The 23,678-nt window shown below is 44.5% G+C and carries 21 protein-coding genes; 14 read left to right on the top strand and 7 right to left on the bottom strand.

Annotation, left to right across the window (positions count from 1 at the left end; genetic code table 11):
• Positions 1-44 precede the first annotated feature (44 nt).
• From FIB07_01765 to FIB07_01750, 4 genes are all read left to right on the top strand, one after another.
• Positions 45-1,916 (top strand): ATPase, encoded by a 1,872-nt coding sequence (locus FIB07_01765; GenBank protein ID NJD51573.1) that lies wholly within the window; start codon positions 45-47, stop codon positions 1,914-1,916.
• Positions 1,917-2,239: 323 nt separating this feature from the next.
• Positions 2,240-3,436, top strand: a complete 1,197-nt coding sequence (locus FIB07_01760) for an HYR domain-containing protein (GenBank protein ID NJD51572.1) — start codon at positions 2,240-2,242, stop codon at positions 3,434-3,436.
• A 147-nt stretch (positions 3,437-3,583) separates the two neighbouring features.
• Entirely contained in the window at positions 3,584-3,862 is a 279-nt protein-coding gene (locus FIB07_01755) for a hypothetical protein (GenBank protein ID NJD51571.1), read from the top strand.
• A gap of 15 nt (positions 3,863-3,877) precedes the next feature.
• Positions 3,878-4,771 carry a TIGR00269 family protein gene (locus FIB07_01750; protein ID NJD51570.1) on the top strand — a complete coding sequence of 298 codons (894 nt, stop codon included), beginning with the start codon at positions 3,878-3,880 and terminating at the stop codon, positions 4,769-4,771.
• A gap of 22 nt (positions 4,772-4,793) precedes the next feature.
• Here the strand turns inward: FIB07_01750 and FIB07_01745 are convergent, their stop codons facing one another.
• Entirely contained in the window at positions 4,794-5,051 is a 258-nt protein-coding gene (locus tag FIB07_01745; GenBank protein NJD51569.1) for a hypothetical protein, read from the bottom strand.
• 104 nt (positions 5,052-5,155) lie between these two features.
• On the bottom strand, positions 5,156-8,974 hold the full coding sequence (locus FIB07_01740) for a DUF5011 domain-containing protein (protein ID NJD51568.1): 3,819 nt from the start codon (positions 8,972-8,974) through the stop codon (positions 5,156-5,158).
• A gap of 267 nt (positions 8,975-9,241) precedes the next feature.
• Here FIB07_01740 and FIB07_01735 point away from each other — a divergent pair, with 267 nt between their 5' ends.
• The gene (locus FIB07_01735; GenBank protein ID NJD51567.1) at positions 9,242-9,451 is read left to right on the top strand and encodes a hypothetical protein; all 210 of its coding nucleotides are present in this window, start codon (positions 9,242-9,244) and stop codon (positions 9,449-9,451) included.
• A gap of 40 nt (positions 9,452-9,491) precedes the next feature.
• On the opposite strand, the gene FIB07_01730 is transcribed toward FIB07_01735, so the two are convergent.
• Positions 9,492-14,465, bottom strand: a complete 4,974-nt coding sequence (locus FIB07_01730; protein NJD51566.1) for a hypothetical protein — start codon at positions 14,463-14,465, stop codon at positions 9,492-9,494.
• A gap of 282 nt (positions 14,466-14,747) precedes the next feature.
• Between FIB07_01730 and FIB07_01725 the strand changes: the two genes are divergently transcribed.
• From FIB07_01725 to FIB07_01690, 8 genes are all read left to right on the top strand, one after another.
• Positions 14,748-15,179: a helix-turn-helix transcriptional regulator gene (locus FIB07_01725; GenBank protein NJD51565.1), complete on the top strand. Its 432-nt coding sequence runs from the start codon at positions 14,748-14,750 to the stop codon at positions 15,177-15,179.
• Positions 15,176-17,455, top strand: a complete 2,280-nt coding sequence (ppsA, locus tag FIB07_01720) for a phosphoenolpyruvate synthase (protein NJD51564.1) — start codon at positions 15,176-15,178, stop codon at positions 17,453-17,455. Before FIB07_01725 ends, ppsA begins: the two co-directional genes overlap by 4 nt.
• Complete coding sequence (gene tnpA / locus FIB07_01715; GenBank protein ID NJD51563.1) at positions 17,373-17,729, top strand: IS200/IS605 family transposase; 357 nt, start codon at positions 17,373-17,375, stop codon at positions 17,727-17,729. Before ppsA ends, tnpA begins: the two co-directional genes overlap by 83 nt.
• A gap of 406 nt (positions 17,730-18,135) precedes the next feature.
• A complete protein-coding gene (locus tag FIB07_01710) occupies positions 18,136-18,357 on the top strand; it encodes a type II toxin-antitoxin system HicB family antitoxin (protein NJD51562.1) in 222 nt (73 codons plus the stop codon).
• Positions 18,354-18,587 carry a type II toxin-antitoxin system HicA family toxin gene (locus FIB07_01705; protein ID NJD51561.1) on the top strand — a complete coding sequence of 78 codons (234 nt, stop codon included), beginning with the start codon at positions 18,354-18,356 and terminating at the stop codon, positions 18,585-18,587. Before FIB07_01710 ends, FIB07_01705 begins: the two co-directional genes overlap by 4 nt.
• A 118-nt stretch (positions 18,588-18,705) precedes the next feature.
• The gene (locus FIB07_01700) at positions 18,706-18,900 is read left to right on the top strand and encodes a hypothetical protein (GenBank protein ID NJD51560.1); all 195 of its coding nucleotides are present in this window, start codon (positions 18,706-18,708) and stop codon (positions 18,898-18,900) included.
• 434 nt (positions 18,901-19,334) lie between these two features.
• Complete coding sequence (locus FIB07_01695) at positions 19,335-19,541, top strand: type II toxin-antitoxin system HicB family antitoxin (GenBank protein ID NJD51559.1); 207 nt, start codon at positions 19,335-19,337, stop codon at positions 19,539-19,541.
• Positions 19,534-19,710 carry a type II toxin-antitoxin system HicA family toxin gene (locus tag FIB07_01690; GenBank protein NJD51558.1) on the top strand — a complete coding sequence of 59 codons (177 nt, stop codon included), beginning with the start codon at positions 19,534-19,536 and terminating at the stop codon, positions 19,708-19,710. The genes FIB07_01695 and FIB07_01690 overlap by 8 nt, the downstream gene beginning before the upstream one ends.
• A gap of 48 nt (positions 19,711-19,758) precedes the next feature.
• Here FIB07_01690 and FIB07_01685 read toward each other — a convergent pair whose 3' ends face one another.
• Complete coding sequence (locus tag FIB07_01685) at positions 19,759-20,262, bottom strand: DUF350 domain-containing protein (protein NJD51557.1); 504 nt, start codon at positions 20,260-20,262, stop codon at positions 19,759-19,761.
• A gap of 83 nt (positions 20,263-20,345) precedes the next feature.
• Positions 20,346-20,528, bottom strand: coding sequence for a 4Fe-4S dicluster domain-containing protein (locus FIB07_01680; GenBank protein ID NJD51556.1), 183 nt, complete (start codon positions 20,526-20,528; stop codon positions 20,346-20,348).
• 66 nt (positions 20,529-20,594) lie between these two features.
• On the opposite strand from FIB07_01680, the gene FIB07_01675 reads away from it, so the two are divergent.
• The gene (locus FIB07_01675) at positions 20,595-20,966 is read left to right on the top strand and encodes a TrmB family transcriptional regulator (protein NJD51555.1); all 372 of its coding nucleotides are present in this window, start codon (positions 20,595-20,597) and stop codon (positions 20,964-20,966) included.
• Positions 20,967-20,973: 7 nt separating this feature from the next.
• Here FIB07_01675 and FIB07_01670 read toward each other — a convergent pair whose 3' ends face one another.
• Both FIB07_01670 and FIB07_01665 read right to left on the bottom strand, forming a co-directional pair.
• Positions 20,974-21,999, bottom strand: a complete 1,026-nt coding sequence (locus FIB07_01670; protein NJD51554.1) for a TIGR00303 family protein — start codon at positions 21,997-21,999, stop codon at positions 20,974-20,976.
• A gap of 7 nt (positions 22,000-22,006) precedes the next feature.
• Positions 22,007-23,392 carry a DNA primase gene (locus FIB07_01665; GenBank protein NJD51553.1) on the bottom strand — a complete coding sequence of 462 codons (1,386 nt, stop codon included), beginning with the start codon at positions 23,390-23,392 and terminating at the stop codon, positions 22,007-22,009.
• Positions 23,393-23,678 lie beyond the last annotated feature (286 nt).

The raw sequence follows: 23,678 nt of genomic DNA, 5'->3' as shown, positions 1-23,678 counted from the left end.
ATGAAGGAACATTTTAATGCCAGAGGGGTACATTTTGTAATATTATGAAGGAAGACATGAAGGAAGATCTCTGTATAGTTCCTGATACGAGTGTAATAATCGACGGCCGAATAACAGCCAAATTAAAAGCCGGGGAATTGAAATCAGCCAGGATCATAATAGCTGAAGCGCTTATGTCCGAGCTTGAAGCGCAGGCAAACCGCGGGAAAGAAATGGGCTTTAAGGGATTAGAAGAGATAAAAGAGCTCAGCGACATGGCAAAAAGAGGGGAGATCACGCTTGAATTTACAGGAAAAAGACCATCTTTTGAGCAGATAAAACTTGCATCAGGGGGAGAGATCGATGCCATGATCAGAAACATTGCTGTCGAGAATAACGCCTTTTTCATCACAAGCGACAGAGTGCAATCGGAAGTCGCGCGCGCCAGGGGATTGGATGTTGAATTCCTGATGCCCCTCGTAGAAGAATTAAAAGCACTTAGCATCGAAGATTATTTCACTGATGATACTCTTTCTGTTCACCTCAAGGAAAATGTCCGGCCCTGCGCAAAAAGAGGCAGCGTGGGTAAACAGAAACTTGTGAAAATCAGGGAAGAAGCCAGCACGGAAAAAGAGCTTCATATGATCACAAGAGAATTAATAGAAAGAGCAAAACGCGATCATGATTCTCATCTTGAAATAGAATATGATGGTGTCATGGTATTCCAGATAGGTTCTATGCGCATAGCAGTAGCACAGCCGCCATTTTCCGACGGGCTGGAAATAACAGCTGTAAGGCCGATCGCAAACGTCGGCCTGGATGATTATAAACTCAGCAAGGAATTAAAAACCAGGATCATCGAACGGCAGCGTGGTATTCTTGTGGCAGGACCTCCAGGTGCAGGGAAATCTACATTTGCAGCAAGCGTGGCCGGGGTACTTTTCGAACAGGGTTTTATTGTCAAAACAATGGAATCGCCCCGCGATTTACAGGTGCCTGAGGCAATAACACAATATGCGCCCATCCAGCGGGATATGGAAAAAACAGCCGATATCCTGCTTCTTGTCAGGCCGGATTACACTATTTATGATGAGGTCAGGAAAACAAAAGATTTCCAGGTATTTGCAGACATGCGAATGGCAGGCGTCGGGATGATAGGGGTAGTCCATGCAACAAGGGGTGTTGACGCTATCCAGAGGTTGATCGGGCGTGTTGAACTGGGGATAATCCCGCAGGTAGTGGATACTGTAATTTTCATAGATAAAGGACAGGTTTCAAAGGTATATGATGTAATATTTACTGTAAAAGTGCCGCAGGGGATGATCGAACAGGATCTTTCAAGACCTGTTATAACAATAACGGATTTTGAGACCAGAGCGGTCGAGTATGAAATATACACATACGGGGAACAGGTTGTTGTGATGCCGGTGACCGGGGTTGAAATGGAACCCCCGGCCACATGGGGGCTTGCTGCCAGGGAAATCGAAAAAGAATTGATGAAATATACCAGCAACAGGATTGATGTGGAAATCGTATCGGATTCCAGCGCTACGGTTTATATGAATGAAGAAGATATAGCAGGGGTCATTGGGAAAGGCGGCAAGACAATTGACCTGATCGAAAAAAAGCTGGGGATACACCTTGATATTCGAGAGAGAAAGGCTGATATGCCCTGGAAAGGAAGTTCAAAGTCACAAAAAAAAGATACAGGGATTACAAGTTTCGTGCCTGCAGTTGAGCGTTCAAAGAAATATGTTATACTTACGGTCAGGGAATTATCCGGTGCAACTGTAGATGTTTACAGCGGTGATGAATGTCTTTTCACAGCAACCGTAGGAAGAAAGGGGGATGTGAAGATAGGAAAAGAAACTGAGGCCGCATTTCGTATATTAGAGAATCCTTCTATAATTACAATGAGATTGGCTGGTAAAGAGTAATTCGAATTGTCCTGTACTTTTTTCAGGTTTTTGAATGATCATCGAATATTTTTATTAAATTTTTTAAAGTTTTTCAAGTATTCAAACTTAAAATTGAAATTACATCGTTTATAAACGTATAAAAACTATCATTAAACAATATTAAACAAAAATAGTTATTATGGTACTTTTTAATCATATTTAGGACTATCAAAACTCATAAAACTCTCAACAGGTATATATTCAATCGTTTTGATACGAACTTTGTGATATTCTGCAAATATGAAAAAAAATATTTCAAATTCTGTATTTACGAATTGAAGTGGCGAATAAAAAATATTTTGATGACCATTTGCAGAACATCGGACAAAAAAAAGGAGAAAAAATACATGAATAAAAAATTGAATTTTGGGACATTACTTTTAGTAATGGCTCTGGTACTGATACCACAAGGATCAGCAGCAACTCTCGACGGAGCAGCCATATATGCAAGCAAATGTTCCGGGTGTCACGGATCTTTAGCGACACACAGTATGATTCCTTCTGGAATAACAGCAGCCCAAATAACAGCATCCTTTGCACCAGGAGGGAAAATGTACGGTAAAGGTGTGACATTAGCAGCAGGAGAGGCACAGGCAATAGCCGATGCTATAACACCACCAGTAGCAGACACCACTAAACCGGTAATAACAGCACCAGCAGATGTTTCAGTCGTAGCAGCAGCAGTGCTTCCAATGACAGTAAATATTGGCACAGCGACCGCAACAGACAATAGCGGTATAGCACCTGTAATTACAAATGATGCACCAGCCAAATTCGGACTTGGCGTCACAACTGTAACATGGACTGCAACTGACGGCTCAGGTAACTTTGCAACCGCAACTCAGAAAGTTACAGTAACCGCGACTGTACAAATACCAGTATTAACAACTATAACTGTAACACCCGCAGCAGCAAATTTATTGGTTAACGGAACACAGGTATTTACCGCCGCTGCCAATGATCAGAATAGTAATCCGATGCCAGTTGTAATTTCCTGGACAAGCAGCAATGAAACAGTGGGTACAATCGACGCAAGCGGCAATTTCAGTGCATTAGCAGCAGGTATAACAACTATTAAGGCAGAAAATGGGACTGTAAACGGAACAGCATCAGTAACAGTAACCACGGCTGCCCAAACGCCAGTATTAACAACCATAAAGGTAGTACCGCCAACAGCAAAAATAATTGTTGGTAAAAACAGGTCATTTATGGCAAAAACATTTGACCAGTTCAATAATACAATCTCTGCTCTTGTGACATGGGAAAGCAGCAATACATCGGTAGGTACGATTGATAATAACGGTAACTTTACAGCATTATCAGCAGGAAAAACAACAATTACAGCCACAAATGGAACGATCACTGGATCTGCCACAATTACAGTGAAGGCAAAATTATCCCGGCATATAGACGATGACAGTGAAAAAAACACAGAAGATAAAGAAGATAAAGAAGATAAAGAAGATAAAGAAGACGAACACGAGCTAGAAGAAGATTAGATGCATAAGTGCATTCTGTTATAGATAAGAGATAAAAATCCTGATATAAGGATTTTTACTTTTCTTTTTTTAGTATCTTATTATATACAAATATTTGTGATATTCTGCATCACAATTGTAGCATGAAAAATAAAGAGGAGAAAACGTATGAATAAAAAATCAGTCGGGATAGTGTTGATACTCTACGCAGCTCTGGCAGGAATACCAGGGGTTCTGGCTTATTTCCAGAAAAATAATATAATTGTACAATCTAACAGTGTGTCCTGTGGTTCATGCCATCCTGATCCGGGCGCCAGCACCCCCGAAAAATGTGAATACTGCCACAAAGACCCCAAGGACCTTATACCTCATGCAAATGGTGGAAATTTATGTTTTGATTGCCATGTTACTGAATTTGAACATGAGAAATCATTAATAAAAGAATAGCATTTAACTGGATACATGAAATGCCAGCGATGCAGCAAGAGCGCAGTGATATACCAGAAATACTCAAATTCCCACCTGTGCAAAAATCATTTTATTGAAGATGTTGAGCGAAAGATCAAGCGCGACATCCGTAAATTCAAGATGATTGGAAGAGGTGAAAAGATAGCTGTGGCATTAAGCGGCGGAAAGGACAGCATCGCATTATTGTATGTCCTTCATAAGATCTTCCGGAACCGCCCTGACCTTGAATTTACGGCAATTACGATCGATGAGGGCATCAAGGGCTACAGAGAACATACGCTTGAACATGCCATTAAACTGACTGGCGAACTTGGTATCAGGCATACCATCAGGTCTTTTGAGGATGAGTTCAAAACATCGCTTGACGCTTTGACCCGGAATAAAGAGAATGCTTCCTGCACTCTTTGCGGGGTGCTGCGTAAAAATATCCTGAATAAAGCCGCGCGCGAGATCGGCGCTGATAAAATCGCAATAGGACATAATCTTGATGATGAATCCCAGACAATTTTAATGAATTACTTGCGCGGGGACACTGACAGGTTAAAAAGAATGCTTCCCGGAACAATCCAGAAAGGAATGGTTCCACGGATCAAGCCGCTTAGAAGTATTCCCGAAAAAGAGGTTGCTCTTTATGGGTTCATGAATAACCTTCCCGTAAGCATGGATGAATGCCCGTATGCGGGCTCAGCTCTTCGCAATGAGATACGGGATATACTGAATAATTATGAGGTAAGACATCCGGGGACGAAATACTCTCTCCTGGGCGGTTATGAATCTATTTCCGAATTTTTGCGTCCTGCTGATACGCAGATCGTGTTTTGTGAAAAATGCAATGAACCGGGCAGTGACAGGATATGCAAAACATGCAGGCTGCTCGGAAGAAAATGAATAATTATCCTGATAGAAATAATTATCCTATCATCAACATAAAAATGCGGATTATTATGAATACCCATCCGAGTGCAACAACGATCCAGATAGCCTTTTTTGCGACTTCCGCTATTGCCAGGAATATCGTCAGTACTACAAGCATTCCGATCGCATCCACAATAGATTGTGGTAAAAGAATGCCTGAAATAAATTGAATAAGCTCAACTATCTTCTGGCCAATCCAGTGCCCGATAGTGTAAATGAATGAAAGTACGTCTTCCAGTAAAGTTTCTGCCATTATTTCCCTCAAGCCAGTAACAACAGATAATATACTATTTAAACATTACCAGAAAAAAAATTAGTACTGGATATAAATCCAGCACTTTAGTTATCTATTTCACTTTAGACCTTTTCCAACCTGACCTCATCTATGTAGTAGTTGTCTCCTGCTGTCGCGAACGGTGCAAGCCAGAACTGTAGACGGCCATCCGTTACATTACCCGTAAAACCCGTAGTGGTAAATGTAGTCGTGAATACCTGCCAGCCTGTACCCAGATTTACTGTAAAGTCCGGCATGTAGACAGTAAAAGGCGAAACGTGCTTGAACAACCTTACACGCACATCGTGTCCTGTCGTTGAATATGCAACAAAGCTCAACCTGTACAGTGTATTTGGTTGCAGTGTTACTCCTGTCTGGTACAGCTGGATATTCGTACCGCTGCTGCTCAGTGCAAGTCTGGCCGCTCTTGTCCCGTTATACCCCGGGGTTGGTGCAGTGAATGTCCCTGTCCCGCTTGTAAAGAATATCCATGAAGCAGTTCCTGATTCGAATCCCGGGTTCTGTATAAGGTTTATGGAAGTTACCGGCAAAACTGTCAATACTGCGCCGTTGCTCATTACACTGCCTGCAGGATTTGTCACATTGACGCGGAAAACCGAACCGTTATCCAGTAAGGTCGCTGGCGGGGTTGTGTACGATGCGCCTGTTGCACCGGGAATATCAGTACCATTCTTCTGCCACTGGTAACTCAACGACGTTCCTGTAGCCACAACGCTAAAGGTTGCAGTCTGCCCTGTTGCAACGGTTTGACCGGCAGGATGAGTTACTATCCCCGGCAATACCGGAGCAGTACTGACCTTCTCCAGCCTTACGTTATCAATGTAGTAGGTATCTCCTGCAGATGCAAACGGTACAAGCCAGAACTGTAAACGCCCGTCAGTCACATTGCTTGCAAAACCAGTAGTCGTAAATTGCGTTGTAAATACAGCCCAGCTCGTACCGAGATTGGCCGTATAATCCAATCCATAGGTTGGGTAAGGTGAAACTTGTTTAAATAACCTTACTCTTATATCATGTCCTGTGTTCGAGTAAGCAGCAAAGCTCAACTGATAGCGTGTGTTCGGTTCAAGGGCTACCCCTGGTTGATATAACTGCATATTTGTACCAGCAGTGCTAAAAGCAAGCCTGGCAGAATTATTTCCTGCATAGGCCGGAGGTCCTGCATTGAATGTCCCAACGCCATTCGTATAGAACAGCCATGAAGTCTTTCCTGATTCAAATCCCGGGTTCTTTATTAGATTTTGTATAGTAACTGGTGGCGCAATTGCAGACAGGGTTGTAGTTCCGTCTGTATAACCTGTTGAAGTGGCAGTTGATGTAATCGTCCCCTGTGCTGTCGCATTCACGCTTATTACAACATTACCGTTAACGTCTGTTGTTCCGGTTCCTGTTGCATTACCGCTAAGAGTAACCGCCGCATTTGATACTGGTGTGACGCCGTCTGTCACAGTGAAGTTCACATTTGTCGGTACTCCGACTGTCACTGTTGTCGGAGTTGCAGTGATGTTCAGTTTTGGAACAACCGGTGGTGCACTAACAGTGTACGGCCTCATCATTTCATTCTCTTCATGCTCTAAAATATGACAGTGCCACACAAAAATTCCCGGGATATTCCATCTCGCCTTGATTCTTGTAATCTGGCCGGGATAGGCTATTACCGTGTCTTTCCATCCTGTTTCCCCTGGCTCTGGAAGTGTGATGGTGCCAACAACTCCAAACGCAGGATCGAACACCTCCCTGTTCATTACCTGGAACATGACTTGATGCAAATGTATGGGATGAGCATCTGCTGTGAAGTCGTACATCTCCCACATTTCAGTAGTGCCAAGTGTGACATTCTCCGTTACGGCATCGCCCCACATCATGGGAATTCCCATTGGCGCACCTGTTGTTGCGTTGAACATGACCGTTCCCAGCAAAGCCGCTTTCGGACACTGGAATCCGGTCAGGCTTGAATTCGAGCATTCTTCGTTAAGGGACAACAGTCTGCTCTTATTTTCTGTTCCCAGAGGAACAATTGGTGGCAATGTTATCTGATCAGCCGGAGTGCTCGTGTCCGGCGTAGTTGCTGCAACTACCCTGAACTGCATGACTTTACCGGTTGTTGCAGGGTTTGCAGGAGCAAAGTCGCCACATCCTGGATTTGTTATCGGATCCTGTCCTATCGGGCATGGCACACCGCCGCCAAATGGTGCGTCAGGACCAACGTTCTGCAAGGTTATGTTTGTTCCAACCGGGATGTTGGTGAAGTTTACTATGACATCTGCTCGTTCAGCACCTCCAAGTAAAAGCCTGTTAAGCGATGCAGGAGATGCAAGGAAACCGCCTTCAGCCCCTATCTGAGTGAAATTCATACCGTTGTCCATCTGGAGTATCAGGAACCGTGAGTTGTCACCATTCAGGAACCTGAGCCGATATTGTTTCTGCTCGACATTCATGTATGGCCAGGTTCTTCCGTTGACCATTATACTGTCGCCGAAGAACTCGGGATTCCAGATTGGAGCTATGTCACTTATCGGGAAGTATGGACCTGTGAAGCCGTCAAAGAAAACCCTGCTGTCAGGATAGAATATCGAGCCGTCATCATTGAATGATCTGTCCTGGATTGCAATCGGGATCTCTGTTATTGGCTCAGCCGGATTTACGCCGACGAACAGCTGCTGGCCTGGCCTGTTGAAACCGAGATTGAGGTCATCAGCACCCCCCCTGATAAGCCAGAAACCTGCCGGGCCCTGCATGACATTTATCCTGTCCACACCCAGAGCATGGTCATGGTACCATATGGTACTTGCCCTCTGGTTGTTCGGGTAATCGAATACCGCATTTCCCGGACCCCATGAAGCTCTGGAAGGAGCAGTTGTCTTGAATATGTCATAGTACGTTCCTGTCGTGGAATAACCTGCAGGTATATTATTGGCAGATGGTAGGAACCATGCTTCAGGATGGCCGTCAGCTTCTTGAATAGTATGTGCTCCATGCACATGGGTAACAATCGGCACAGGCCCGTCATAAGGCGTGGGGTCGGTGCCGTGGCTATCTCTTCCTGCAATCCCTGCGGCAGGATTTGCCCAGTGAAGGGTCTGGTCAACTGGTAGGAAAAACGGCAGATAGTTGCCATTCTGATCAACCAGATCGTTGATCCACTTTACACGCACAGGCCTGTTTGCCGTAGTTTCGATTGTAAATGAAGGTGCATTGAAAGTGCCCGGGGTTGTATTTGAACCATAGCCCCAGACCGTTGTTTGAGGCATTCCTGCCGGAAGTACCTGCTCCTGGAATTCCCTGGTCGCAATCTCGTAATAATCTATCGCAGGATCGGGTTGTGCGGTCTTTGGCATCTCAGGGGGTATTATTAAGAAATCCTGGAACTTCGGTATGGTTGCAGGATCAAGCGGGTTTGACACGATGACTGTTCTTGTTACATTGCCCGTGTTGCCTGCTGCATCTGTAACGGAATAATTCACTGTATATGTGCCTGCAACTGAAGTGTTTACAGGATTGTTGACTATTATAGAAGCTGTCAGATCACCATCAACATTGTCCGTTGCCATTGCTCCTGCATCCTTGTACATGACCGAGCCTACACGCAGGCTGGTTACAGGATTCCTTCCAAGAAGCGTAATAACAGGTGGTATGGCATCAACAACTGCTATAGCTGCATTTTCACTTATTTTTGAGTCCGGGACCTGATTCTCCTGTGTAATGGAAGGACTATTGTCTGATGCAGAGCTTGCACTTGCAACGCTGACATTAATGCTGCTGTTTGACATCAACATTGTCAACAGGATTACAACTGTAAGCAATAATCCTATTTTTTCAAAAAAGCCATTGGTTATTCTCTTTACTTTATGTTTTGGTTTATAGTATTCACTAACTGGCATAACATTTTTCACTCCTTTATTTTCCTACTATGTTAAGATCACAATAAAAAAAATTATTGTGTGTGAGTAATTAAGTGTGTGATACTATTTATATTTATCATATTTTAAAAATTTAAATGATAGTGTGAATTATTATCGTATAGATATGCATTATGTATGCATTATTATTACAACTTATTTTTCACTGGCTGACATTATGCCAATCCATAGTACATTGTGATGGCAAAATTATGAAAAATGTAATGAATCATCAAGATGCGGATTATTATGAATACCTATCCGAAAGTTACAACAATCCAGATAGCCTTTTTTGCAACTTCTGCTACTGCCAGGAATATGTCAGTATTTTGGCCAATCCAGTGTCAGATAGTGTATATGAATGAAAGTACGTCTTCCAGTAAAGTTTCTGCCATTATTTCCCTCAAGCCAGTAACAACAGATAATATACTATTTAAACATTACCGGAAAAAAAATTAGTACTGGATATAAATCCAGCACTTTAGTTATCTATTTCACTTTAGACCTTTTCCAACCTGATCTCATCTATGTAGTAGTTGTCTCCTGCTGTCGCGAACGGTGCAAGCCAGAACTGCAGACGGCCATCCGTTACATTACCCGTAAAACCCGTAGTGGTAAATGTAGTCGTGAATACCTGCCAGCCTGTACCCAGATTTACTGTAAAGTCCGGCATGTAGACAGTAAAAGGCGAAACGTGCTTGAACAACCTTACACGCACATCGTGTCCTGTCGTTGAATATGCAACAAAGCTCAACCTGTACAGTGTATTTGGTTGCAGTGTTACTCCTGTCTGGTACAGCTGGATATTCGTACCGCTGCTGCTCAGTGCAAGTCTGGCCGCTCTTGTCCCGTTATACCCCGGGGTTGGTGCAGTGAATGTCCCTGTCCCGCTTGTAAAGAATATCCATGAAGCAGTTCCTGATTCGAATCCCGGGTTCTGTATAAGGTTTATGGAAGTTACCGGCAAAACTGTCAATACTGCGCCGTTGCTCATTACACTGCCTGCAGGATTTGTCACATTGACGCGGAAAACCGAACCGTTATCCAGTAAGGTCGCTGGCGGGGTTGTGTACGATGCGCCTGTTGCACCGGGAATATCAGTACCATTCTTCTGCCACTGGTAACTCAACGACGTTCCTGTAGCCACAACGCTAAAGGTTGCAGTCTGCCCTGTTGCAACGGTTTGACCGGCAGGATGAGTTACTATCCCCGGCAATACCGGAGCAGTACTGACCTTCTCCAGCCTTACGTTATCAATGTAGTAGGTATCTCCTGCAGATGCAAACGGTACAAGCCAGAACTGTAAACGCCCGTCAGTCACATTGCTTGCAAAACCAGTAGTCGTAAATTGCGTTGTAAATACAGCCCAGCTCGTACCGAGATTGGCCGTATAATCCAATCCATAGGTTGGGTAAGGTGAAACTTGTTTAAATAACCTTACTCTTATATCATGTCCTGTGTTCGAGTAAGCAGCAAAGCTCAACTGATAAAGGGTATTCGGCTCCAGTTTTATTCCTTGCTGATATAACTGCATATTTGTACCGACAGTGCTAAAAGCAAGCCTGGTAGAATTATTTCCTTCATAGGCCGGAGGTGCTACACTGAACGTCCCGCCGCCATTCGTATAGAATGTCCATGAAGTCTTTCCTGATTCAAATCCCGGGTTCTGTATGAGGTTTGTAGGAGTTACTGGCAAAACTGTCAATATTGCACCATTACTCATTATATTGCCCCATGCATTTGTCACATTCACGCGGAAGACCGAACCGCTATCAGCCAGTACTGTAGTCGGTGTCGTATAAGTCGCCCCTGTAGCGCCCGGTATATCCGCCCCGTTTTTCTGCCATTGATAACTTAACGGTAGAGTACCTGCTGCTGTTACACTAAATGTGGCTGTCTGCCCTTCAATAACCGTCTGGCTTGATGGTTGCGTTATAATAGCCGGGGCAGTGGGGTATGATACTCCCGTATATGCTGATGGGGCACTCAACACGCTGGCAACAGGGAAACCTATTGATGGGGCGGCGTATACCGCAGTGTCACCGATAACGTTGGAAGCCAGCACACGGTAGTAATACGAAGCGTTGGCCACAGCAGTCGTGTCGGTAAAAGTCATGGTTCCTCCGAACGCACCGTTAGCGCTACCGGCAACCGTGAAATTGGTCAAGCCTGTCGTGAAGCCTGTATTCTCTGCCCTCTGGATAAGGAAGTTTATCTCATCAGCAGAGTTATCTTTCCATGTCAGATTCACCCTGACCGGATTATTAAGCCAGATAGCAGTCAGGTTGGAGGGCGCATCCGGTACAACCAGGAAACCGATAGAGTGCATCATATCCATCTCTTCATGGGCAAGGAGATGGCAATGATAGACGTACTCCCATCCGAAGTTGGTTAAGTTGTTTATAACGTTAACACCGTTTCCGGCCGGGTCTTTGAATCCTCCCAATGGCGCCTTCAGGGGCTCGCCCACAGGCATGGTCGGATCAAGCGGACGAATGCTATTTTTGACCTTGAAGGGTTGCGTGGGGGCGATGGGTCTCAATGCTATGATTGTGTCTTGAAGCGGATTTACTCTGAAGGTTTCCTTCCACCCAAGTTCATTGAGATCCGGTACCCTGCGGGCATTGTCCCATGCGACCCGGTTGATCAACTGTGCATTGAACAGGTGGACATGAATTGTATGCGTGTCTACACCGTTATGCGTGATCTTCCATATCTGCGTCCCGTCACCCAGCGATCCGATTTGAGTCCCGTATACTGAGCCTTTGATTATCTCAACAGGCGGGGACAGATAGGGCAAGAGGATGAAATCCTGGGCACCGGCCGCAGAATTAGGTAGCTCAAGTCCCAGCATAGCGGTCATCCGCCCATAGTCGTTATCGAAAGCTTCTCCCATTTCGTCCTGGATTGCCTTCGGCTGGAATGGGATGGTCGCCGTGGAGCCTGAAACTGTTTTGAAGGTCTTGGAACTTTCGAATATTCTCACGAATTGATCAGCCGGGAAGGTCTTGCTGTAGGCTGAGTCATATTCAGTCTGAGGCACGATTATTTCGTCATGGGACACCTCAAAGACACCCCTTTTCCCGGTAGCTGTGTTATTGGCGAACACTGTCTCTAATGTGGGCAGATCGGCGGTGACCGGGGTACCTGTGATACTCGTTCCTACCCTGATCTGCATGATGGTGCGTGTATTGGGACCGTAGCCCGGTAACGTAGTGGGGGCGCCTCCAACATCCGTCAGGTCAGGGCCGCCCGTGTAGTAGTCATAACGTGGATCAATAGCCGGGAAAGGCGCTGGGGCATCATTATACAGGATGAGCGTCTTACCTGCAAATTCGGAGAAGTTTACGATCACATCCGCACGTTCCGCTGTTCCCAGAATGAGGGTACCATTATTTACATTCCCGAAATCGAAGTTTGTCTGGTCGAAATTCCATACGACAGGCTGGTTGGGCAGCTCCACAGGTTTAGGCAGGAAGCCGCCTTCGGTACCTATCTGGATAAATGACGGGCCGGCAGTAGCCGGATCAGGCACACCGCCCCCCCTTCCATCGGTCGGCCAGTCCTGAGGGAAGCCCGCAGTTGCGACCGCAGGAACCATCTTTGCTTCTGTATCGGTCCGTCCATCCGGGGTGATGACAGCAATATCGGCTACGTATAGCTGCAAATTGAAGAAACGATCATCTGCTGCATTCAGTATGCGGAATCTATAAGCCTTTGGCTCCACTTCCAGGTATGGGTAGGCGGCGCCATTGACTGTGGGTGTGTCCATGAAAGCTTCTGCGGCCTCTGATGGGTTAGGCGTGGATGGCATATATGCTGGCTCCCAGGGCGTAAGGCTGCAATCATATTGCCCATTCGGGTACGACCCCTGAGGGGGTGGCGTCGGCAGGCAGTCAGGATTCGGAACTGGCGGATAGGTTATACCGTTGGTGGGAGGCCAGAACCAGGGTCCATAGTGCCAGCGGCCGAAAGCGTTCATTCCGCCCGCATCTGCCGGGTTCTGGTTAGGCATATAGACATGCGGGTACCAGAGATCACCGGTATTAACACCTGTAATTTTTCCGGTGACCGGGTCTCTTGCTCCTGTTCCCCAGTTCCACGTCGGGTCCTGCGCAGCGATTGTGGTGTTGTCTACAAAGGTCTTGTCCTGGATGATAAGTGGTATCCCCACATCCGGTAGTACCTTTATATGGCCGGGGTTGACCCCGGATATATCAGTACCGTTGATCAAATCTTGCTCCACCTGGTCTGTAAGCAGGTAGCCAGCGGCCTCGCCTGCATAAACATTGAGACGGGTGATGCCGAAGGAATGATCATGGTAGAACTGTAATCTCGCACTCTGCTGGTTGTTATAATAGAAGGTCATCGACCCATCTCCGGGATCTCCCATATCCGGGACGTTAGATACACTGACGCCCTCAGGGTATGAGGTCACTTCACCAGCAGGTGTAATCCATTGATGGGGAGTGCCGTCACTTATCCACGGGACAAACCCTCCATGCAGATGCAGGGTGGCGCGGTTCTGCGTAAAGTTCCCGATCAGATTCGATCCAAGAGGTAATTTCGTAATGGGATCAAAATTAATATCGAACTGGCCAGCCCCCATTACTGTTGTGTCTACAGGCAGGAAGAGATCGCCTCCAGTGCCTGTGGGAAGCTTATTGGTGAATTTGATGCGCACAGGTACGTCGCGCCTGGCAATGATCAGGGGGCCGAGCTGATGTATCGGTGCAACGTCTTGGCCGTTTTTGACCTGCACATAACCTCTCAGTCTGGTCGGTGGAAGATCCGGATGCATCTTCTCGCTGAATTCTCTCAGTTCGATTTCATAGCAATCGGCTACCTGGCCTGAATATGTGCAGGTATCCGGGACAGCGATGGGAATGTATTGTCCCAGGTTGTTTGCATTGGCAGGTCCCAGACCCGGCAGCGAGTCCACGAATTTCCTGATCCCGCCGGAGACTCCCGTTGCATTGACCGTGGGTATCGGGCTGTTAGCGTAATTCGGATACGGGCCAAAATAATGCGGTATTCCTCCCGGGTCCATTCCTGAAGGCAGTGCAAGCGTACCTGCAACAGGCGCGGCAGCGGTGCTTATCCCTGCAGCCTTACGGGCCTTTTTGTAACGCTCTGCTGCGGCCTTTCTTTTAGCCGGAAGATCCCGTCTCTCTTTGAGACTCTTTGCAGCTTTTTTCTGCTTTTCCTTATATTTATCTGATATTGACTTAGCATCGAGTGTAACATTTGCACTTACAGTCAAGATGTCTGATGTGTCGGCGGCACTGACGGAAGATGTATCGCTGGCCGCGCTTGCAACACTACCAACACTGCTATTCATCAGCAGTATTGTAAACAGTATTCCGGCGGCAAGCAGTATTCCGACGATCCCAATGCCCGCACCAAACGTTTTTTTTAATCTATTTTCAATTCTAACTTTTATAAAATAAACATTGATTTGTTTTTTTTTCATATCCTACCCCATCCACGAAACACACAATTTTTCACCGTGGACGTAATATATTTGAGAAACTTACTATATAAAAATATCTATATAAAAAGATTTAAATTGTTATACTGATAAGCATAATCATTTAAATTGCAACATTTATTCAAACAATAAGGTTCGATGTGACATTATAAATCATGTTATTTTACGACCAATCTTAGAAAAGTATTAATATTTGCAAGTCACAATAACATCTTGAATTAAATGTGACATATTAGTTAACATTAATCCAGGAGATTATCCAGATTGGTATCAAAACCCATATTATACACCCCTGAATGGCTTATATCATTTCAAAAAGAAATAGCCGGAGCGTTATTTTTAGACCCGGATACCGGGGAAGTGATTTGTGAGTACAGGAAGAGATATGGTATGTCACAGGAAGAATTCGGGGAACTGATGGAGTTGCGCCGTGAATCTATATCGCGGATAGAGAATGGGAGTGTAACCCCGACATTTGATTTTGCAAAGAAATTCATTAATGCAATGGCGCTGATCGAAGCAATCCGGGTGGAGAGGGCGCAGCATAAGGAAATGGATGTCTATTTCCTTGAAAATCTCGCAAAAGAACTGGGATTCGACAGGGAGAAACTTGAATTCATGCTCAAAGTGGCTGTAGAAAGTTATGATAAAAAACTCGTGAAAATCCAAAAATCACTAAAGGAGATAAAAATATGACAGAAAATTCGGTTGTCTGGCTTGAGGAAGTTGGAAAAGAAGATATTGCGATCGTCGGCGGAAAAGGTGCAAGTTTAGGTGAGATGCTGCGGGCAGAATTGCCTGTCCCCACAGGTTTTGCTGTGACTGCACAGGCTTTTCGCAGATTCATTGATGAAACCGGGATAAATGATGAGCTTTTCGGTTCCCTTGAAGTTGATGTCGATAATGCGGATATCTTAAGGAATTCTGAGAAAAAAGCAAAAAAGATCATAATGGATGCAAAAATGCCACACGATATTGATGACAGCATCCGGTCAAAATATCGGGAAATGTGCAAAAAAGAGGGCGGGGAAGTTTTTGTGGCAGTTCGCTCAAGTGCGACAGCTGAAGACCTTCCGGATGCAAGTTTTGCAGGGCAGCAGGATACTTTTCTTAATATGAGGGGAGAGCAAAACGTGATCGATGCAGTAAAGAAATGCTGGGCATCTCTTTATGGGGCGCGTGCTATCTATTACCGTGTTAAGCAGGGGTTCGACCACAGGAAAGTAAATCTGTGTGCAGTTGTCCAGATGATGGTAGATGCCGAAAAAGCAGGTGTGATGTTCTCATCGCATCCTTCATCCGGAGAGCCACTGACAATCATTGAAGGCGCATGGGGGCTGGGTGAAACAGTAGTATCAGGTTCGGTTTCCCCGGACTATTATATGGTAGACAGGAATTCAAAAACAATAAAAGAACGAAAGATCGCTACTAAGAATATCATGCATACAAAGGACCCCAAAACAGGGAAAACCATTGATATTCCTGTACCCTCCGACAAGAAAAATTCAAAGGTTCTTGATGATGATGAAATTTTAAAACTTGTTGAATTCGGGGAATTGCTGGAAGACCTGTACGGGGTACCCCAGGATATTGAATGGGCAATAAAGAACAAAGAGATTTTTATCCTCCAATCAAGACCGATCACCACGATCAAAAAGAAAGAACCAAAGGAAAAAGTCGCAACTACTGCTATTCTTGAAGGGCTTGGCGCATCCCCTGGTATTGCATATGGCCAGGCAAAGCTGATCGTGGATTCAAGTGAACTTGGAAAAGTCAAGGATGGCGACATTCTTGTGGCTGTCATGACCACGCCTGATATGGTTCCTGCGATGAAGCGGGCAGCAGCTATAGTTACAGACGAAGGCGGTCTTACATGCCATGCAGCTATCGTATCACGGGAACTGGGCTGCCCTGCTGTCGTAGGAACAAGGAAGGCCACTGAAATATTAACGGATGGTATGAAAATAACAGTAGACGGGGAAAAGGGGCTTGTGTTTGAAGGTAAGAAAGAAATTGTGGTTCCTGAAACAGCACAAAAGGAAAAATCAGTTATATCATTTGCAAAATCAAAACCGGTAACTGCAACTGAAGTAAAGGTTAATGTTTCAATCCCTGAAGCTACGGCGCGGGCTATTGAAACGCAGGCAGATGGCGTGGGGCTTTTACGAATCGAGCACATGATCCTTGGTCTTCCAAAACACCCCAAGCAATACATAAAGGAAGGAAAGGCAGATGAGTATGTTGAGGAGCTTGTTTCGAGAATCCAGACGGTGGTTGATGCCTTCTATCCAAAACCTGTATGGGTAAGAACACTTGATGCGCCCACTGATGAGTTCAGGGCTATGGAGGGAGGCGAGGGTGAACCGGTTGAGCCAAATCCGATGCTCGGATACCGTGGTATCAGGCGTGACCTTATTGATACCGAACATTTCGAGCTTGAGGTAAAGGCATTCAAAGAATTGATAAAACGCGGTTATAATAATATGGGTATAATGATCCCTCTTGTCCAGCATCCATCTGAGTTGCGAAGAGCAAAAGAGTTCATGCGGAATAACGGGATTGACATTGACAGGATCGATATCGGAATAATGGTCGAGATCCCTGCGGCTGCGCTAATAATCGATCAGTTCCTTGCCGAGGGGCTGAATTTTGTGAGCTTTGGCACCAACGACCTGACACAGTACACGCTTGCGGTTGACAGGAATAACGAACATGTCGCTCACCTGTATAATGAACTGCATCCTGCTATCATGAAGCTTATAGAGCATGTCATCATCGAGTGCAATAAGGTCGGTGTGAAGACAAGTATCTGTGGACAGGCGGGAAGCAACCCGAAAGTGGCAAAGAGGCTAGTGGAGCTTGGTATCACGAGCATTTCCGCGAATATCGATGCGGTTGAGGCTGTGCGGGATATGGTTGCGAGAACGGAGATGCAGTTGCTGCTCAAGGGAGCGAGGTGCAGTAAATCCTGATCATGTACATATTTTCTTTAAATACCCTCTAAAGTATTCGCTCAGTTTTATCGTGAAAAAACTGAAAGAACGGACAAGCAGAATAATCAGGAAGGAATTTCCCCATCTTAAGGAATGGTGCGGTGAACATATGTGGGCACCAAGCTGCTTCCATGGGTCTGTGGGAAATGGATGGGAGATTGTTGAGAAATACATCCAGATGCAGGATAAACATCATGCAAAACCGACTCCATCTACAAAACTTGCTATTATCAGTGGTAGTTATATTTGCTGATAGTTCGTTGTGGTTCTTTCCAAACTTTTCAGCTTTCCCAATGTATAATGGGATTACATGATTGCCTTCTGTCCAATACATCATATAAATTAATCCTTCATATTCATTTTCAAAATCTGTTTTTAGCTTTTTCACTTCATCTTCGATTAATTTCTCCATTTCCTTACTGCGCTGTAATACTTTACGTTTGTTTTTTCTCCCAAAAGTCTTAACTTTGATGAAGTTACCTTTGCCCTCAAACAAAGGAACTCCCGTCTGTAGGATTTTGTGCTGTTTGCAGAAATCATCCCAAAGCGTCATCAACCATTGATTTCTTCCTAAAACCTATAAAACTGAATCGAAAAGCATAAAGTTAATTGGAGATATAATCGGTACCTATAAATCAAAGATTAACCGAGGTTTTCAAATGCCTACATTAACAGCATATATCGAAAAAGACCCAGAAACAGGCTTATATGTGGCGATTGTCCCGGGAATTCCTGGCGCTCATACTCAAGCAGAAACTCTTGATGAGCTTCAACAGAACCTTATAGAGGTATTAGAGCTATGCCTAGAAGAGCTAGAGCCTGAAACCAAGCAAAATTTACCTCAATTTGTCGGAATCCAGCAAGTTGAGGTGAGTGGTTGACCAAGCTTAATGTAATTGATGCCAGAAAAATGGAAAAGTTGCTGTTTAAGCTTGGCTTTGAAAGGGTACGCCAGAAAGGGAGTCACGTTTTCTACAGACATCCTGATGGGAGAACAACCAGTGTACCGCATCATCCTGGAAGAGATTTAGCACGTCCGTTGATAAAAGAAATATTAAGGGAGATAGAACTTAGTGTTGAGGAATACAATGAGCATTTGAAGAAATTGTGATACCTTTATTGCGCCTTATTTTTATGCCCTTCCCCGATTGGTAAAAGCCAAAGGAACGAATAAACTATAGAGGCCCTATGCATCCATGCATTGATGCTCCCGACCTCTGTCGGGGGTAGTGACTTCGTGCCCTGAAGCGATAGAAAGTATAACAAACAGGACATCTAAAAAAGACACCCCTTGGGGTGTCATGTCCAAAAGGTTAAAATCCCACCTTCCGGGTCTGTCCCCGGATGAAGAGAAGGGAAGAGCGGTACAGCAATGCACTTTTCGGAGTTCCCATATCGGCAATAACAGCCCTGAACACCAGTGAACCAATATTGACCTTAATGCAATGCGACGTTCCAATCACATGCAGAAGCTTGGACAGAATAGAGGCGAACAGTACGATACTTGATGGGTATATCAGGGGACGCTTGAGAAGCTTCGAGGCGTAATCTGAAGATACTTGTGTTCGGGATACATCCTGCTGAGTTTACAAACATGGGGCTGGTTTCGCTTTCTTCGATGCTGGATGATACCATTTCCTGCAAAGGGATACGACAGGTGAAAGCTGCATACGGGAAATCCGTCCGTGCAGTTTGATGAGGGGGTGGTGCCTGAAAGGGCACTGCTCTACTCTGCGAAGGCGATAGAACCTTCATGCTCTCGGAAAAGTGATAGATTATGATGATAACATCCTAAATCCAGAATTCAGGCGCGAATAACATCCTATAGTTTTAATAACAAAAAACCTAATTATCGGGTATGCAATTTACAGTAAAACTCGAAGACTCTGATGAAGGGGGATATACCGCCCAATGTCTTGAACTTCCCGCAGCTATAAGTGAAGGAGATACAAAAGAAAAAGCACTAAAAAATATTAAAGAAGCAATTCAATTGGTTCTTGAAGTCTCCCATGAGCAAGCAAGAGCATATACAGAAGTCTTCAAGGTGGAAGTGGCAAGTGCCTAAACTCCCTTCTGTATCTGGTAAAAAGATTATCAGATCTTTGAATAAGATGGGTTTTATCATAGTACGACAGAAAGGGAGCCATGTGTTTATGCAAAGAGGGGAATCAACAGTTACTGTGCCATTACATGACCCTGTCAAGAAAACCACTCTTAAAAGTAGTTGCATTTAAATTAAAATATAGTTGTCATTCAGAAAAATAAAAAATTAAAAAAAGGAATTATCCGATCAATGCGGCTGTTATACCCATTACTCCTGACTGGATAATAATCGCAACCGTAATTATTACGCCTGCCATTTCAAGGGCTACTGCTACATTTCCTTTCTTTAGTTCTGCGAATTCATCGATCTCTTTGGTCAGTTTATCGAGGATATTCAATGCAAGATATATTGCTACAATCGCAAGCACTATGCCAAGTATAAGTTGAACGATGCTGACAACGATTATTGTTATGCCCAAAGAGGAAGTAAGACCAGCATTAATAGCCTGTGAAATTCCCACTGAGATACCTGCAACTCCTGACTGGACGACTATTCCTATCGCAACAAATACCGATGCTACAAGGATTCCTACCGCAGTATTGCCTCTGGCAATTTCCTTTTCCTCATCAATCCCTTTAGTTATCTTTCCTAATACGGAAAAACCAATATACAATGCAACTACTGCAAGTATAATTGCAATAACTAATTGTATAATCCCTACGACTGCATTTATTATTTCCATATATTCACCCTACGCTTTTAGCGCAACCTTATATTGGAATTAGGGTAATATATAATTATTGTGATGTCTTTAATATATTACATTCAATCAAGATACACAAGTGCTTTATTCGGGCATACCTTAACGCAGCGCAAGCACAAATTGCATTTTTCATGATCCACACGCGCAATGCCATCCACACGCGTCAAAGCCCCGGTCTCGCAAACCCCATCGCACTTCCCGCATTTCTTACATCCGAGAACAATAATAAAACCTGCGGTTTTCATTCATAAGCTATTTAAACTTACAGGTATAGATAGGTTTTGTACAAATTGTGCAAAACGTAGGATATTATGCCAAGATCAATTCCAGAAATGATCCGGGGAAATTTCAAATGTGACGATATCGCAAAGTGTATCCTCGGTCTTAAAACCATCGATATAGATGCTTACAAAGTACTTGTAATAAAGGGGCCAATGACGGCAGAATGCCTGGGTGAGATCCTTACCCGTGAGAGAAGCACTGCTTACAGGTCTTTACAGAACCTGATGACAAGCGGTCTTGTTCACCGCGAGACAAAAACTATTACAGAAGGCGGGTATTACTATGAATATAGAGCACTTGAACCCGCAAAGCTAAAAGAGATGGTAGAGGGAAACATCGATGAGTGGTATAATAAAATGAAAAAAATTGCAGCTAATATTGATACGGAAATAATGAAATAATATATCGTTAAATTCCAAAAATACTATCGCATACTTCTTCTGTTTTTTCCCTGAATTCCTTCTGGGAAAAACCCATCATTGCTGCTGCGAACATGGCACCGCCTGCGCCTACTCCTTCCTTTACATCCCCATTCTCATACATACGAAGCCCTTTTCTCCTCGAATTTCCAAAACCGGGATCAGCAGCAAAAGATTCGTAGCCCAGGATTTCAGTCATTTCCCGGAAATTTGCACTTTTATCGTCAGCAACATACCGCGTAGTTGCAATGGAAACATCACGCGCAAGGCCGAGATGTTTAATGACGCTAAGAACAGATACCATCTGGGTTCCGCCGGCAAGCACAGTCTTTTTATTCAGCCCGTCAACAAGTCCTGCTGCTGCCGCCATCATCGGGTCTCCAAGACTTTCAACTGCATTAAGAGGGCTGTTCCTCAAGCTTCCAAAAGATATTCCTGAATTTTTCATCGCCTCTTCTACTACTTTATTCTTTATTTGCAGGGGGTTTTTCGGAAAGCTGGACGAGACCTTACCATCATACCCGATAGCCCTGAGCACACCCATTGCAGTTGTTGTTCCTCCGGGCACGCTCTCACCGATAATCACAAAATCCGAGAGTTGTCCGAGTTTTTCGCCAAGAGCCTTTGATTTACTGAAAATATCATATGCATCAATAACTGCATGGCCTTTCCGGATATCACCGCCAGGACGGGTATTCAGGTCTATGGTCGGGATCATGGGACGGATCCGAAGCCCGCAGTTAATAAAAATACAGGGTATTCCCGTAAGCAGCATTGAAGCTCTTGTCAGGACTGCTGGAGTGGGGGCGCCTGACGGCGTCATTGCAGGTTCATTGATGCTTATGGCGTTTCCCGTCTCCACAAGTTCTGCATCTGCGGCAGGAGTATAATCAGTGAGTTCCGGGGATTTTCCTGCCGCTGATATATTGGGGATTTTAGCCGTTTCCGTATTTGCAAGTATGCAAAGGAACAGGGGTTTTTCAGGGCTAAAATCCGGGTTGGGCCTAACCCACATATTTTTCCTATAACTGGTTTGACGTTTCTATGTGGATCGATGTCGGGCTTTTCACGATATTTCCCATTTTTGCACCAACCAGGTTCTCAATACCTTTCTCCGCTGCAATATCCACAATGCGCTGGGTTATAACACCGTCAAACACTATACTTTTGATGTTGCCATTTGCATCTTTCAAAGCTGTTGCAAGATCACGGACCGGCACTTCAGTGATTGTATTATTATTTTCATCTATGAAGCGAGCGCTCAGGGTGCCGCTCAAATCGGTTATATGCTCCTGGAAAGGACTTTCCTTTACCTCTTTTTCATATTTTGGTTCTTTCCTGGTTTCGAATCTGGGCTCAACTCTTTGTTCAGTTCTTGTTTCTGCCCTGGATTCAAATTTATGTTCTATCCTTGGTTCCGCTCTTGTCCTTTGTCTTTCCTGTTCTAAAACAGGTTCAATTTCTGCATATCCTTCCCTGACAGGTTTTGTTTCTACCTCTTCCGGAAGCATGGGTATAGGTTCGCCTTTTCCTGCTTTCTTCTTTGTTGCTGCAAGTATCGCTATTCTTCTCTTCTTGTTAACCTGGTAATAATCAAATGCCTGCTCAACAGGTATTTTCTGTCTTAATGATTTTACAACTTCTTTCTGGACAAGTTCCTCAACGCCTTTCCCGTCCGGTGCCCGGGCAATGAAATCCACATCTGCGACCTGGAGCAACTCCTTGATGATCAGTTCTCCACCCCGGTCTCCATCCGTGAAGGCTGTAACAGTTTTCTTTTTGCAAAGATCAGCAACTGCCTGCGGTACATTCGTCCCGCCAACAGCTATTGCGTTTTTGATGCCATAACGAAGAAGGTTCAGGACATCTGCCCTCCCTTCAACAACAATAATGGCATCAGAATCAAGCACATTCGGGCCCATCGGGATATTATCTTTCCCATATGTGGTCATTTCCTCTATCCTTACGGATTGCCTTACCTCATCAATGATCTCCTGGCTTTCCGGGAGCATTTCATCGAACATGGCTGTAAGTACCTGCTTTGCCCTGTCAACTATCTGTTTTCTTTTCGAACTCCTTACATCTTCAATTTTCACAATGCTGATATTGGAAATGCAAGGACCGATCCTGTCGATGGTTTCAAGGCTTGCTGCAAGGACTGCGGTTTCAACTTTATCAAGACTTGAGGGTATATCTATTGTTCCTGCCGATTTACCCATGTTTGATTTTATGTTGACCTCAAGCCTTCCGATCCTGCCGCTTTTTTGCAGTTCCCGCAGGTCAAGATCCGCTCCTATTAACCCTTCGGTTTGTCCGAATATTGCCCCGACAACATCCGGGCGTTCTATTACTCCGTCTGCTTTTATCGTAGCATGAATGATATATTTTGTTGTATCTGAATTTTGCATAATGTACCCTCCCTTTGAACAGTATTAGAAAAAGATTTCATTCGTTTGGGCTGTTATTTTTGAAAGTACCTATCCTGAACTAAAGTACTGTATTAGTCCCGGACCCTTTGACTTTCTCTTATAACCCAAACCATGAATGACAAGTAACATTGATCTATCAGGTCACAATTGATATCTGTGACCCCTGTATAATTATGAAATATCTAATTCTAACTACTTTTCTCTGGATGATGTTCGCATGGATGCATTATTTTTTCATCTATGCAAACCCTTGCTTAATAAGATA

This window comes from Candidatus Methanoperedens sp. (genome assembly GCA_012026795.1).
Taxonomy (GTDB): Archaea; Halobacteriota; Methanosarcinia; order Methanosarcinales; family Methanoperedenaceae; genus Methanoperedens.
Note: the sequence above shows the minus strand (reverse complement) of the source record. Positions and strands in the feature narration are given on the sequence as shown.